General features: G+C 43.4%; 8 protein-coding genes and 1 CRISPR repeat array. All 8 genes read left to right on the top strand.

All coding sequences use genetic code 11. From position 1 onward, the window contains the following. The first annotated feature begins 1 nt into the window (after position 1). Positions 2-988: a hypothetical protein gene (locus QUA36_RS21915; RefSeq protein WP_333459097.1), complete on the top strand. Its 987-nt coding sequence runs from the start codon at positions 2-4 to the stop codon at positions 986-988. A gap of 3 nt (positions 989-991) precedes the next feature. Continuing rightward, positions 992-1,813 (top strand): hypothetical protein, encoded by an 822-nt coding sequence (locus tag QUA36_RS21910; protein ID WP_333459096.1) that lies wholly within the window; start codon positions 992-994, stop codon positions 1,811-1,813. After that, entirely contained in the window at positions 1,806-4,529 is a 2,724-nt protein-coding gene (gene cas3 / locus QUA36_RS21905; RefSeq protein ID WP_333459095.1) for a CRISPR-associated helicase Cas3', read from the top strand. The genes QUA36_RS21910 and cas3 overlap by 8 nt, the downstream gene beginning before the upstream one ends. Before the next feature lie 43 nt (positions 4,530-4,572). Further along, positions 4,573-5,415, top strand: a complete 843-nt coding sequence (cas6, locus tag QUA36_RS21900; protein WP_333459094.1) for a CRISPR-associated endoribonuclease Cas6 — start codon at positions 4,573-4,575, stop codon at positions 5,413-5,415. A gap of 78 nt (positions 5,416-5,493) precedes the next feature. Beyond that, positions 5,494-5,733, top strand: a complete 240-nt coding sequence (locus QUA36_RS21895; protein WP_333459093.1) for a hypothetical protein — start codon at positions 5,494-5,496, stop codon at positions 5,731-5,733. Between the two features lie 36 nt (positions 5,734-5,769). Beyond that, on the top strand, positions 5,770-6,363 hold the full coding sequence (gene cas4 / locus QUA36_RS21890; RefSeq protein WP_333459092.1) for a CRISPR-associated protein Cas4: 594 nt from the start codon (positions 5,770-5,772) through the stop codon (positions 6,361-6,363). A 22-nt stretch (positions 6,364-6,385) separates the two neighbouring features. Then, entirely contained in the window at positions 6,386-7,390 is a 1,005-nt protein-coding gene (gene cas1d, locus QUA36_RS21885) for a type I-D CRISPR-associated endonuclease Cas1d (RefSeq protein WP_333459091.1), read from the top strand. A gap of 15 nt (positions 7,391-7,405) precedes the next feature. Continuing rightward, complete coding sequence (gene cas2 / locus QUA36_RS21880) at positions 7,406-7,678, top strand: CRISPR-associated endonuclease Cas2 (RefSeq protein WP_333165245.1); 273 nt, start codon at positions 7,406-7,408, stop codon at positions 7,676-7,678. Between the two features lie 254 nt (positions 7,679-7,932). Then, positions 7,933-12,629: a CRISPR direct-repeat array (repeat unit 37 nt; unit sequence GCCGAAAACAACCTAAAACCCTATCAGGGATTGAAAC). Positions 12,630-12,736: the final 107 nt, after the last annotated feature.

Below are 12,736 nucleotides of genomic sequence, written 5' to 3'. Positions count from 1 at the left end.
CATGCCTGCAAAAAAAAATCAAACAACTAATGACGAATCTGAAAATACTTCAGAGACGGTTAAGCAATCCAAAGTAACGAGTGGATTACCCAAAACCGATGAAAACAATCCTCGTATGCACTTTGACATTTATGCCATTCTTGAAGGTTCGCAGGAGCTTTATTTTGGACATGAAGTACAAGTCAATGTCAACTTGGTGGAGATAGTGAAGCTCACTACTAAGGATGGAAAATCCATCGAAAAATGTTATATTTCTCCAACCAAACGGCGAGGAGTTGAACGTCGCTGCTTGCTGTGGGCACCTGTAAAAAGCGGAGAATTGCTAGGAGATAAACAACAATGTGGCATTCCTAAAACTTGCGCCAAAACAGACTGTCCTATTTGCGCTCCCTATGGCGCACTTGACCCCGGAAAAAGCACTTTAATTGGTCGCGTTACTCACGGTGGCGGTGTTGCTGTTCAAGATATCTACCCAGTAGAAAAGCAACGGGCAATGCACCCGGCACGTCTGGTAAATCAAAAGGATGAAACACCTATACCATTTAAGCGCCAGTACAATCAGCCTGGTATTCTCTATCCGGTTTCTAATCATGCGTTGAGTATTACCGATCGAGATTTTTCCTCTGTCGCCTATGCTTTTCTGGATTCTTTGCCGCGCATAGGTTCAGGAAATCCCAAGGGAATTGCGATCGCTGAAAATGATGAGCAAATTATTCGAGCTAATGGTCAAGAAATTAATTTTGATGTTTCTATGCCATTATTAGTCTTAGATCGCTATCTCTCTCCCAGAGGCAAACGTCCAATTATTTCCCCTTCAGAAACTCATCCCGGAGAGGCTATCTATAAATTTCTTCAACTAGCCAGAACGCCAGAAAGTGATTCGGATCATATCCATAACCATAACTTCGATCGCTGGATTGGAAATGCAGCATTAGAGAAATTACAAGAATACGCCGCCAACTTTGTTGAAACCGTTTTACAGGCGTGATCTATGTACTGCATAAAACTCACCATCACACCTACCGCAGCAATGACATTCCGCATTCTTCCGGGGTCAATTCTCAATATTGCCACCTATCCTTTTGTACCGCCAACAACTCTATCGGGATTTTTACGAAGGCTAGGAATGCTCAGTGTAGGCTTAGAAATTCCTGAAACTCGAATCAACAAAGATGACCCCCCATTTTATGCTTTACCCCGTCATTATGTTGCGCTAGGAGCCTATCCTAGCTTAAACACTTGGCGGGGAGTGCATAAAACATATCGCAAAGGAATGCGCGAATTTAATCACGATGTATTTTCCCGCTTGTATGTGGAAAAAGACAAAGCCAACTTTCAACTCCACACTTGGGAATATTTAATTGTCGGGGAATTAGTTGGATATGTTGTCAGCGAATCCTTGCAGGGATTAGAACATTTCCCAAAATTAAAAAACTATGGTTGCAAACTGGGTAAAGAAGGTTTTGCTGTAGTGACAAAAGTTTCGGAAATTATTGAGTTAAGGCGCGAAACAGTTCAAGCTTATCCATCAACCATTGTACCGATGGAAGCCTTATTGCAAAGCGGTCAATTTATCGGCTGTGATATCTACAATTTGTACCGCTACAACTGGCAAACTAATGATGAAACAGATTCAGAAGAGGCAGGATTTTTAGATAACACTCGAACTCCTGTAGATGGATTTATTCCCTTTGTTACTGCCTATTACCCAAAACAAGGGGATTATACTCCAACTCTTGATTATTACACTGATGGAGAAATTCATATCCCCGTATCCCTTGTTAACTTGTTAAGAGGTGAAGTTAATGTCTAAGCAAAAACGCCAGCGCAGTTTCGATTTCGGTCGAGTATTTTTCCCAGACAAAACTAATCCTATTCCTGATGTAGTTTACTTTCAGCCTCTTGGCAATCATGTTGGTAATGTCAGAAAGCTAGTCAAAGCTTGGAAAATTGAGGATTTTCCAGGGAACACTGAAACTGAACGGGAAGAATCAAAAGCACGAGTTGATGAAGCTGCTAGAATTCATGATATTGGCAAACCGCCTAAATTTAAACTGGAGGCTAAAGCCACGAAAGAAGGTAAATTTAAAGAATATATTTACTCCTTCAAGGGGCATAGATTCTTAGCTGATAGTCCTGATATTTGGGCAAAGTATCTGGCTATAGGACATCACGATTTCTCTGTGGGTGATATTAGTCGTGATGCTTACAAGTTGAAAAAAGAGTCACACAAATATGAAGAAATTTTGACCAAAGAACCTCTGACTTATGCCCGCGAACTGTACATTTTGGAAATGTGCGATCAGATTGAGGCCGAGTTAGCTTGTCGGGTAATTGGAAATGATGAACAAGCAGAGTCTCGTGCATTCATGGATTATACCACGTTCAAATCAGACAATTCAACTTATCTGATAGATCCTTTTCCTTTTAATAAGGACGCAATTCCCTTGTCTTTTGCCTATTGGTCGCTGAAACTTAGTGAAGAGGACAAGGAAGAGCTAAAAAATTTGTTAGATAAGCCTCATAAGCTGCAAGATAAAATCAACGATATTGTCAAAAAATGGTGGCAATCTCATCAAGGAAAAGCGAAAAAAGAGCAGCCCAAGTTGGTTGAGATTAAATCTCACTCGTTAGTAGATAGTTCTCAGGATTGGAATTGTGAGACTGCGTATCAAGCACTCAGCAAAGGAAAGTATATTCCCAACCCCATGCAACAAAATGTCTGGGATGCGATCGCCAATCCTAACCCAGCATTTTTACTCAAAGCTCCAACTGGTTCTGGCAAAATGGAGGCTGTTGTATTCCCATGTTTAGCTCAAGGTTATCGCTTAATTTTACCCTTGCCAGCTCGAAGTTTAGTAGAAGATCAAAAACAACGGATTGAGCAGTATATCAAGACATTTTCTGCCTTACCTAAAAATCAAAACCGGGAATTTTCGTTAGTAGTAGATACGGGTTCCAAAATGGAACGATTAATTTACCAAAAAGGGGAGCGAGTCGATCGTAAAATCAATTCTCGCCGTCATCTTTACAAAGGAGATGTCATTTTAACAACACTGGACAAGTTTCTCTATCGCTATTTTGCTTTTGGAGACAAGCAAAAGTCATTTGTCTTTCCTTTGAGGATTCATCGGGATAAAACTCATAGTGAAAAAACTGTGATCTGTGTTGATGAAGCTCATAGCTATGATAATATATCTTTCACGAACTTTCATAGCTTGGTGCAGTCGCTTTATGAAGCGGGACGATCGATCGTCTTAATGACTGCTACAATGCCACAACAACATCTCGATCGCTTTGATTATCTGAAAGTAATTGATTACATCAATCATCCAGAAAATGTTAATGCCCTGCGCGAATTTCAGCAACAAAGCTATGAAACAAAAGCTTTTGAATGGCTGAATGAAGTTCACCGCGATTCAACTAATCCTTTGCATTTCCAAACTCAAGTTGCTCAAATTGTTCTAAGAGAGTGGAAATCTCAACCTAACCGCCGCATTATTGCTGTAGTTGAAACTGTCACAGATGCAGTCGAAATTTACACACAGGTTAAAGATGAGTTGGGGTTTAATACTGATACTCAAGGACAATTTTTGTTCCTTTATCATGGTCGGATTTCTGATATTCCAAAGGACTCAGAATTTTCTCGATCGACTCGCTACAAAAACGTCAAAAATCGCGATGAAAACGATCGGCCTTACATTTTGATAACTACGAGTGCGATCGAAGTTGGCTGCGATTTGAATAGTGAGGTCTTAATTTCTGAAATGTGTCCGCCAGAAAACTTGATTCAGAGGGCTGGACGCTGCAATCGTCGGGGTAATGTTCCAGATGCTAAGGTGATATTGGTGGGGAATACTATCCAAGATTTTGCTAATACTCTGGATGAATCTGGATGGGAAACATATCAAAATACTCTACAACAGCTAACTGATTTTAATACTGCTCAAATCTCTGAATGTATTGTGCGATCGCACTACGTTGATGATTACCGAGTAGTCGAACTATTCTCCATGCTCCATGACTATGTTTACAGTGCTGACTTAACTTGTCAACCCGCTCACGAAAAAGGGCTAGTCGTTACTCGGAGTTGGACACCATCCGCAACATTAGTTTATGACGATGGGACTCATGGCGACCAAATTGAAAATATGCCTCAAGTGACAGTGCCAATTGACCGTTTAACCATCAAAAAAGACAATATCAATCAGTATGCTAATACTCATGTTTGCGAACGCTACTATGACCAAGAAAATACATCCTGGGAAATGCGCGGTTTACGCTGGGGCTTTGCCTATCAAAAAGAAATTGTCATCAAAATAAATCAAAGCAATGATGGTGCATTTATGCCAGATGGCAATCCAGAATATTCCTATAACCCAGAACTAGGTTTTGTAGAACTGCCGGGAGTTTTCATCAAGCTGAAAACAAATGGGTTTGATGAAAAATTATTATATCAGTATGGCAACACGGGTCAGAAAAAATCAGTAATTATTACATACACCAAGGCATTAGAGGAGACGACTTAACAGTGATCGCACCCTAATCCACACAACCAACCATTAACCCAATATGCCACACAGCCTAGTCCTCAACATCCTTCCCCTGGCCCCAATTCCCCCCGGATACCTCACCGGAAGACACCTGCACGCCCTCTTCCTCACCCTCGTGAGCTCCGTTGACAAACAACTCGGCGATCGCCTCCACGATGCCACAGCCCAAAAATCCTTCACTCTCAGCCCTTTGCAAACTAAAAAATGCCCTTTCAAAAAACACCATTCCCTGCAATGGGAACATACAGAATCGATTCCAGAACACACGCTGTGTTGGTGGCGAATTACTCTGCTGGATGACACTTTATTCGGCAAGTTAACTAATCTTTGGCTGAATCTCAATCCCTCGAAGCCGTGGCATCTCGGCCCCGCCGATTTGATGATTACTAAGATTCTCGGCACGCCCCAACTAGATCAGCCTTGGGCTAATGCTTGCGATTACTCTCAATTGTACGATCGCGCTTCCGAAACTAATCGTTTAATTGCCTTCAGTTTTGCGACTCCTACAACCTTTCGACAGGGGAAATTTGATTCCGTGATTCCTACTAGAGATTGCGTTTTTAATAGTCTCCTCAGTCGCTGGAATAAGTACAGCCCGATCGCACTTCCCGATCTTTCCTTCGATGCACTTTTTTCGACATTTGTCAATATCCGAAGTGAAAAATTGACTAACTATCAAAGCGATTTTGTTGGCATGGTTGGGGAGGTTAGTTATCGGATTTTGGGAGATGTGGAGCCTTTAGTGATTAAGCAAATTAATGCTTTGGCTGATTTTGCGGTTTACTGCGGGGTGGGGAGAAAAACTCCGATGGGGATGGGAATGACTAGACGAATAGTTGTTAAAAAAGTTCTTGATAACTGAACGTAAAACCCATATTCCGCCAGGGATTGAAACCCCTGCCTAATAGCTAAAGTCCTCTGAAGAGGACTGCAAGAATGAATGATTAAATTACTGCTTCATTCGGTTTCAACCTTTGCGCTTACTGTTACCGAGAAGCTCAAAATATCATCAATAATTAAATTACTTCTTCAGTCGGTTTCAACCGACTTTAGCTATGAGACAGGGGTTTCAACCCCTGGCGAACTGGCGGATCAGTGGCGGATAACTAATTCCTCAAATTATTTCGCTCCCACGGCAGAATTAAATTTTTCAACCCCTGGCCGACTGGCGGATAACTAATTCCCAATTACTAATCTCCTACAAACCATCAAAATTATGAACGATTTTGATTACATTTCGATCGCAACTCTCAACCAGTATTCTTACTGTCCTCACCGCTGTTGGCGAATGTCTTGCGCTGGAGAATTCACCGATAATCAGTATACCATTGAAGGCACAAGTTTGCACGATCGCGTTCACACGATGGGCGAGATTAACCGAGATAAAACTTGGCAGGTGCGGGCGATTTGGCTGAAATCCGAGCGCTACAGACTGATTGGTAAATCGGATTTGATTGAGTCGGCTGAGGGTGAGATTTATCCCGTCGAATACAAGCGGGGCCGAAAGGGAGAATGGGATAACGACGAGTTGCAAGTTTGCGCCCAAGCGCTTTGTTTAGAGGAGATGACGGGGAAAACTATTGCCACTGGATATGTGTATTACGCGCAGTCGCATCAGCGGCAATTAGTGGAGATTTCTGAGGGTTTGAGACAGGAGGCGATCGCAACTATTGAAAAAGTCGGTGCTCTTTGGCGATCGGGCAATATCCCTTTACCAGTTTACACCGCTCGGTGTACCGGATGCAGTCTTTTTACCCAATGTCTGCCCCAAGCTGCCGCCAAAGTCAACCGCTACCAAGAAGCAAGTTAACCTGCAAATAGGAGAATTCACAATGGGAACAGTTTACATTACTCAAGAGAATGCTTTTATCGGCAAAGTCGATGAACGTCTGACGGTTAAAGCTGATAAAAAAAATCTGTTGGACGTGCCATTAATTAAGATTGATGGCGTTGTTGCATTGGGACGCGCTACAGTTTCGCCGGCTGTGGTTTTGGAACTTTTGGAACGTCACATTCCTTTGAGTTTTTTGACAGTAAACGGACGTTATTTGGGGAGGTTGGAACCGGAAATGACGAAAAATATTTTTGTGCGAAAAGCTCAGTGGCAAGCGGCTGGGGAATCGGAACAAGCCGTGCATTTAGTTAGGGGATTTGTCCGGGGAAAGCTCAAGAATTACCGCAATTCTTTGTTAGAATTTCAGCGCAAATATTCTCCCCAGGAATTTGAAAAACCCATTGCCCAATTGAAACAAGTCATCGCGTCTATTGACAAAACTTCCAGTATTAATTCTCTGCGAGGATTGGAGGGGGCGGGTAGTGCGACTTATTTTGGCTGCTTCAATCAACTGATTCGCGTGCCGGAATTTAGCTTTGAAGTTCGCCGCCGCCGTCCGCCTACTGACCCGGTAAATTCTCTGTTAAGTTTGGGATATTCTCTGCTGCGGCACGATGTTCAAAGTGCAGTGAATATTGTGGGATTCGATCCGTATTTGGGATATTTGCATTTTGAGCGCTATGGGCGTCCTTCCTTAGCGCTGGATTTGATGGAAGAATTTCGACCTTTGGTAGTTGATGCTGTAGTGTTGAAAGCGATAAATTTGCAGAAAGTTTCCCCTAATGATTTTACTGCAGAACCGTTGAGCGGGGCGGTTTCTTTAACAAAAGAAGCGCTGCACAATTTTTTGCGACTTTACGAAGAAAAGAAGCAGTCAAAGTTTAAGCATCCTGTGATGGGAAAGTTGTGTACTTATCAAGAAGCTTTTGAAATTCAAGGGCGGTTGATGGCTAAGTATTTGATGGGTGAAGTTGATAAGTATCCACCTTTGATTCTGAAATAGGGAGGCAATTAAGTTATGTTTGTTTTGGTTTGCTACGATATATCTGAGGACAAGCGCCGCACTAAGATTCACAAGATTCTCAAGTCTTATGGGGAATGGAAGCAGTATTCGGTGTTTCATTGCGACGTGACGGATACCGAGTATGCCCGGATGCGCCAACGTCTGAGTAGGGTGATTAAGTCGGAAGAAGACAGCATCCTGTTTCACTATTTGTGCGCTTGCTGTCAGGGCAAGATCGAGCGGATTGGCGGCCGGGCACCGATCGATACTACGATCTTTATGGTTTGATTTTGCGTCTGGCTGTAGGTGTTGAACGGAGGAGGTGAATTTTAATGGCTGAGAGCTTTACTAGGACTGGGTTTGCAGTGGTTTGTACCTCATGCGGGTCAGACGCAAATGCTGAAAGCTTTACTGGGAAAGAGTTTGAGGTCTATTTGAAATTTGCCCCCTTGACAGGGCGATCGGCCAAACGGTATATTGATTGCAGTCAGACGCAACTGAACCTTGAAAACCTTATATTTCAAGCCTCCCAGACCCCGGCGGCCGAAAACAACCTAAAACCCTATCAGGGATTGAAACAAAAGCAAAATTTGAGGATCTTATTGAGCGGTAAGCCGAAAACAACCTAAAACCCTATCAGGGATTGAAACATTAAGCCCCGCCGCTAATTCCACAAGCGTATTGCCGAAAACAACCTAAAACCCTATCAGGGATTGAAACGTAGAAGGTATTTATCACACTGGCATGGGCGCAGTGCCGAAAACAACCTAAAACCCTATCAGGGATTGAAACCATAAATTACATCCGCCCCGATCGGATTGCTTCAGCTTTATGCCGAAAACAACCTAAAACCCTATCAGGGATTGAAACGAGTCTTTTGAAATGCCTTTAAAACTAGGAACGATTGGCCGAAAACAACCTAAAACCCTATCAGGGATTGAAACCCGAAGGAACGGCGTTAATTAACTTTACGGTGGGCCGAAAACAACCTAAAACCCTATCAGGGATTGAAACGCAACTGGAGCGCTTGTATTTAAAACCTTTGACTGCCGAAAACAACCTAAAACCCTATCAGGGATTGAAACAAATATCCCTACCATTTGAGCCAATTGCACCAAATAAGGCCGAAAACAACCTAAAACCCTATCAGGGATTGAAACAATAACGCGGCACCGGCACCGGCGATCGCACCAAGCCGAAAACAACCTAAAACCCTATCAGGGATTGAAACGCTAACAAGCTTAGGAGAATCTTGATGCCACCATAACGCCGAAAACAACCTAAAACCCTATCAGGGATTGAAACTCAAGTTTCAAGTTATAGACCAAGCTTTTTTAGAGGCCGAAAACAACCTAAAACCCTATCAGGGATTGAAACATCACAGCAATTAAGAAGCTAAGCAAAATATTTAGCCGAAAACAACCTAAAACCCTATCAGGGATTGAAACAAATAGCTATGTTTTATTAGCTTAACTCGATCGGGCCGAAAACAACCTAAAACCCTATCAGGGATTGAAACTCGGCACTCTTAAAACACTAATCGGATTGCCAAAGCCGAAAACAACCTAAAACCCTATCAGGGATTGAAACGTAACCTGTTTACCTCGGTAGCTATGCCCGACCAATAGCCGAAAACAACCTAAAACCCTATCAGGGATTGAAACCGTGCGGGTTAACAACGTCGCCAGCATCGATCGTGCCGAAAACAACCTAAAACCCTATCAGGGATTGAAACCAACAGAAGCAGCTTGACCAAGCCCGCAGCGCTGCTGGCCGAAAACAACCTAAAACCCTATCAGGGATTGAAACCTACCGTCTTTATCGTTAAGAATAAGCCCTTGAGCAAGCCGAAAACAACCTAAAACCCTATCAGGGATTGAAACAAAAGCGTTACCTAGCGGCCAAAATTCACAATCTAAGCAGCCGAAAACAACCTAAAACCCTATCAGGGATTGAAACCTGGCCTAAAGCCCTAAACCACAGCCTTTTTAATGCCGAAAACAACCTAAAACCCTATCAGGGATTGAAACCAAATTGAATACGAAGGCGGAGGAGCAGGCGCTAATAAGCCGAAAACAACCTAAAACCCTATCAGGGATTGAAACTATTTTAAAGTCCTTGAATTCGCCACTGGGGAACAGCCGAAAACAACCTAAAACCCTATCAGGGATTGAAACGTAGATAGTATAACAAAGGCTGAGGCGATATATGGCCGAAAACAACCTAAAACCCTATCAGGGATTGAAACTCAACCATAACGCCTGAAACCCTCATGCCATATAGCCGAAAACAACCTAAAACCCTATCAGGGATTGAAACGAGTGATACCCGGTATAGTCCACAAGTAAAAATGCCGAAAACAACCTAAAACCCTATCAGGGATTGAAACTAAGCCCGACACGCCTAGGAAGAACAAAAAAGGCCGAAAACAACCTAAAACCCTATCAGGGATTGAAACGAGTGATACCCGGTATACTCCCCAAAAAAGCACACTAGCCGAAAACAACCTAAAACCCTATCAGGGATTGAAACAGAAAATTCAAAGCTGCTCTTCGTGACTCTAATCTTTTACGCCGAAAACAACCTAAAACCCTATCAGGGATTGAAACAAATCAAGGAGCCGGGCCGCGAATGAGCGATTTGCCGAAAACAACCTAAAACCCTATCAGGGATTGAAACCCAGCACTTCAACTTCCGGCGATGAGGGAGGGAAGCCGAAAACAACCTAAAACCCTATCAGGGATTGAAACGCCGTAAATAGTCGAAGGGCATTCTTTGCTCGCTTGGCCGAAAACAACCTAAAACCCTATCAGGGATTGAAACCAGACCTGGGAACCCATAGCCGAGAATTTCCAAGGCCGAAAACAACCTAAAACCCTATCAGGGATTGAAACTTTTATCCATCAGGGAAGCGGTTTCAAATCTGCGCCGAAAACAACCTAAAACCCTATCAGGGATTGAAACATCTTTTTCTGGTCGATTGCCCAGTCGGCAGCCTTTGCCAGGCCGAAAACAACCTAAAACCCTATCAGGGATTGAAACCGACTGCCGGGAATTCTGGCATGGATAAATTATTTTGCCGAAAACAACCTAAAACCCTATCAGGGATTGAAACTCCCGTAGCGACGTAAACCGGGATATTAAATTTCAGGCCGAAAACAACCTAAAACCCTATCAGGGATTGAAACGTCGCTGATAACGAACTCAAAAAAGTTCGATCGAGCCGAAAACAACCTAAAACCCTATCAGGGATTGAAACTGACTTGCTACCAGCAGAGTATGAGATGCCTTTCGGGCCGAAAACAACCTAAAACCCTATCAGGGATTGAAACCACCTCACCCGCGTCCGGCCCGATCGAGTCAACCAAGGGCCGAAAACAACCTAAAACCCTATCAGGGATTGAAACGCTTTTAGGTGCTGCTGACTTAGCAGATTTCGCTTTGCCGAAAACAACCTAAAACCCTATCAGGGATTGAAACATATATAAGAGAACTTTATGAATGAACGAACACAAGGCCGAAAACAACCTAAAACCCTATCAGGGATTGAAACGCAGATTTTGTAAAACTTCCCCATCCACAATTATGCCGAAAACAACCTAAAACCCTATCAGGGATTGAAACGCGATCGCGCTGCCACTTGGTCACATCGTCGCGCCGAAAACAACCTAAAACCCTATCAGGGATTGAAACCCAAAAGAGATACTTTAAAGGCGCTAGAAGCAGAAGCGCCGAAAACAACCTAAAACCCTATCAGGGATTGAAACCCTTAAAATCCCCGGTGAAAAACAAGCTCCGGGCGCCGAAAACAACCTAAAACCCTATCAGGGATTGAAACAACGCTGAAGGGCTGGCAAGGCGGGCTAGCAGTGAGCCGAAAACAACCTAAAACCCTATCAGGGATTGAAACCTAATCATTTCAGTGGTATTGGTTTGAATCATCTGCCGAGCCGAAAACAACCTAAAACCCTATCAGGGATTGAAACAGAAGCCGACACAAGGTATGCCAGGCAATGTAGTCAAGCCGAAAACAACCTAAAACCCTATCAGGGATTGAAACAACAGAAAGCAGCACTAAGGAAGTAGCCGAAGCAACGCCGAAAACAACCTAAAACCCTATCAGGGATTGAAACGGCAAAATGGCAGAGGAAATCGAGTTTTTTCCAGAAGGCCGAAAACAACCTAAAACCCTATCAGGGATTGAAACGTCAAGCCAAGTCGAGATATCTTTCTCAAAATGATAGGCCGAAAACAACCTAAAACCCTATCAGGGATTGAAACTCGGCGAGTTCTTCCAACTCTTTGTAATTGCCCTGCCGAAAACAACCTAAAACCCTATCAGGGATTGAAACAACAATCGCCCCCCAGACCTCACTAGCGGTACTTGTAAGCCGAAAACAACCTAAAACCCTATCAGGGATTGAAACAAGCGAGCGAGCGAGCTAGTCGTGGCCGGGAGGGCGGGCCATGCCGAAAACAACCTAAAACCCTATCAGGGATTGAAACGCAACCGCTTGTATAAACGGCAATTCAAAGACTTCGCCGAAGCCGAAAACAACCTAAAACCCTATCAGGGATTGAAACCTCTGGCCGGGGTCGGCTTCCCTCCCCCGGTTGCGGCCGAAAACAACCTAAAACCCTATCAGGGATTGAAACAGAGTTGTTATCAAAGCTGTTATCAGCTCTTGTTGTGAGCCGAAAACAACCTAAAACCCTATCAGGGATTGAAACATTTACTGGTAGAAATTCAGTGAGTTTAACCAAGCCGAAAACAACCTAAAACCCTATCAGGGATTGAAACAGGTTCGTAGCCGTTGTAGATGAATCTGCACCAGGTGCCGAAAACAACCTAAAACCCTATCAGGGATTGAAACTTTGGAAATCAAGCGGTGTAAGGGTTTCAGCGCTGATCAAGCCGAAAACAACCTAAAACCCTATCAGGGATTGAAACTAGGATGATCACGCTTTCAGCGAGTGTAAATGCTTGCGCCGAAAACAACCTAAAACCCTATCAGGGATTGAAACGCGGAAAGCGCGACCTATGATTTTGCCGGGTGCTGGCCGAAAACAACCTAAAACCCTATCAGGGATTGAAACATTTGTCCAAGGGCTAAATTCATCATCGCCTAAACGCCGAAAACAACCTAAAACCCTATCAGGGATTGAAACTCTGGAAAAAGCTCGACTTCCTCTGCCATTTTGGCCGAAAACAACCTAAAACCCTATCAGGGATTGAAACTTTGTTGCTTGGGGTTTTTCTGCCGATCGCCTAGAGCGTCGGTACAGTATTAGAAGTTGACAAAAAAAGAGATATATGAATCTACCCCGTCAAGGAATTCAACTCTA

This window comes from Microcoleus sp. Pol10D4 (genome assembly GCF_036701555.1).
In the GTDB taxonomy this organism is placed as follows: domain Bacteria; phylum Cyanobacteriota; class Cyanobacteriia; order Cyanobacteriales; family Microcoleaceae; genus Microcoleus.
This window is presented reverse-complemented; position numbering and strand designations above follow the sequence as displayed.

Coding starts and splice junctions, on each gene's coding strand:
- cas1d (WP_333459091.1), top strand. CDS start 6,386: ATGGGAACAGTTTACATTACTCAAGAGAATGCTTTTATCGGCAAAGTC.
- cas3 (WP_333459095.1), top strand. CDS start 1,806: ATGTCTAAGCAAAAACGCCAGCGCAGTTTCGATTTCGGTCGAGTATTT.
- cas4 (WP_333459092.1), top strand. CDS start 5,770: ATGAACGATTTTGATTACATTTCGATCGCAACTCTCAACCAGTATTCT.
- cas2 (WP_333165245.1), top strand. CDS start 7,406: ATGTTTGTTTTGGTTTGCTACGATATATCTGAGGACAAGCGCCGCACT.
- QUA36_RS21895 (WP_333459093.1), top strand. CDS start 5,494: ATGATTAAATTACTGCTTCATTCGGTTTCAACCTTTGCGCTTACTGTT.
- cas6 (WP_333459094.1), top strand. CDS start 4,573: ATGCCACACAGCCTAGTCCTCAACATCCTTCCCCTGGCCCCAATTCCC.
- QUA36_RS21910 (WP_333459096.1), top strand. CDS start 992: ATGTACTGCATAAAACTCACCATCACACCTACCGCAGCAATGACATTC.
- QUA36_RS21915 (WP_333459097.1), top strand. CDS start 2: ATGCCTGCAAAAAAAAATCAAACAACTAATGACGAATCTGAAAATACT.